3 protein-coding genes are annotated in these 1,796 nt (G+C 74.4%); all 3 read left to right on the top strand.

The genetic code is table 11. The features are described from left to right. Nucleotides 1-686: type IV secretory system conjugative DNA transfer family protein (locus FRW57_RS21205; protein WP_152186999.1), on the top strand; the 686-nt coding region annotated here is incomplete at its 5' end. After that, the gene (locus tag FRW57_RS21200) at nucleotides 683-1,150 is read left to right on the top strand and encodes a hypothetical protein (protein ID WP_152186998.1); all 468 of its coding nucleotides are present in this window, start codon (nucleotides 683-685) and stop codon (nucleotides 1,148-1,150) included. The genes FRW57_RS21205 and FRW57_RS21200, both read left to right, overlap by 4 nt. Nucleotides 1,151-1,245: 95 nt before the next feature. Next, nucleotides 1,246-1,692 (top strand): hypothetical protein, encoded by a 447-nt coding sequence (locus FRW57_RS21195; RefSeq protein ID WP_152186997.1) that lies wholly within the window; start codon nucleotides 1,246-1,248, stop codon nucleotides 1,690-1,692. The last annotated feature ends 104 nt before the right edge of the window (nucleotides 1,693-1,796 follow it).

Raw genomic sequence — 1,796 nt, 5'->3', positions numbered from 1 at the left:
CCGCCACCGCCGGACTGGTCGGCGCGTTCGTCGAAGACGTCGCCGAAGCCGCCCGCCGCCTGGCCGCCGCCTCCCCCCGCGCCCGGGTCGACCCACCCCTGTCGATGATCCTGGACGAGGCCGCCAACTACCCCCTGCCCTCGCTGGGTTCGCTGATGTCCGACGGCGGCGGCACCGGCATCGCCACCACGACCGTGCTGCAGTCCCTGGCCCAGGCCCGCGCCGTGTGGGGCGAGCACCAGGCCGGCGCGATCTGGGACGCCGCGATCGTCAAACTCGTCCTGGGCGGCGGGTCTAACGCCCGCGACCTGGACGACCTGTCCAAGCTGGTCGGCACCCGCACCGACCAGCAGCACAGCCACCAGGTCGGCGCGGACGGCGCCCGCACCCGATCCACCTCCACCCACCAGGTGCCGGTGATGGAACCCTCCCGGCTACGGATGCTGCCGTTCGGCACCGGCATCCTGCTGCTGCGCGCCGCCAAACCCATCATCCTGACCCTGACGCCCTGGACCGCCCGGCCGGACGCCGACGCCCTGCAACGCTCCCGTGACCGGCTCGAGCAGGCCATCCAGCACGCGCACGCCGCCCACGCGAGCCAGGCACCCGGCATACCACGCCAGTTCGGCTCCTCCGCCGGTATGCCGTCCCAGCCGGTTCCCGGGAACCGGTCGCCCTTCTCGTGACTGGCCACCGCGAAGACCCCTCGCCGGGCGGTCCCGTGTCGGCGGCGGGGCCGGTGTACTGGCCCGACCTGCCGGCCGAGGTCGCCGAGCAGGCCTGGACCGAGCTGCGCGACTGGGTCGAGGACCTGATCGACCGGTTCGGGCTGGACGCCCGCACCGTGCCGCCCTGCTGGTACCGCCACCCCGGCATCGTCGCCGCCCTGGCCGCGCTGCGCGACCACGAACGCGCCTGCTACACCCCCACCGCCTCCCCCTCCGCCGGCATCGACTGGTTCCGCGCTTTCAGGGAGATCGAGGACCGCCTGGTCGGCTGGGCGGCCCGCACCCAGTGCACCGCCAGGGAACACCGCGACGACCCCGCCGGCGGCTGGAGCACCGACGAGAACGACTGGGCCGCCTTCGTCGCCGCCGACACCACGACCCGGCGAGAGGCCGCGATCCACGACGGCCTGACCGACCACTGAAGCCGACCGGTGTCGGGTGCGGATGGTGTATCCGCGGCTCGGTAGCCGATGCAGAGGCCGGCACTCGGGCCGGCCCGGCGAGGGAGCGAACCGCCATGACACACACCACCACCCACACCACCGACCCGGCTACGGCGGCGACTGCAACCCCACCGGTCCAGTCACCGACGCCCGCTTCGGCGATGACCACGCACGGGCTGGAGTGGCTCGGTCCGATCGCGTTCACCCGCCGCCACGCCGGCCGCGGGGTCGATCGCGACTTCGGCGACCACTGGGGACGCCTGGGCGACCAGCGGCTGACCGTGCGCCACCAGCTCGGCGCCGACCACGGCCTGCTCTACGTCTACGACCCCACCTGGCGCGAGTACGCCGCCCTGGCCGACGACGTCCCCCTGGACGCGGTCCACGACGCGACCGCCCGCGCGGCCGCCCGCGACCCGCACACACCGGTCAGCCAGATCGTCGCGGCGCTCCTGACCGAAGCCGGACCAGCACAGGCGCGTTCCGCGATGCCCGAACCCGTCCCGCAGGTCGAGCTGTGACCACCACCGGCGCCCACCCGCCCGCGTGGCCGCGGCGCCGGTGGGACCTCGACGCGCTACGGGCCGCCAACCCGATCGAACAGGTCGTCGCCGCCTCCGGCGTG

This window comes from Segeticoccus rhizosphaerae (genome assembly GCF_009192725.1).
GTDB classification, from domain to species: Bacteria; Actinomycetota; Actinomycetes; order Actinomycetales; family Dermatophilaceae; genus Segeticoccus; species Segeticoccus rhizosphaerae.
Note: the sequence above shows the minus strand (reverse complement) of the source record. Positions and strands in the feature narration are given on the sequence as shown.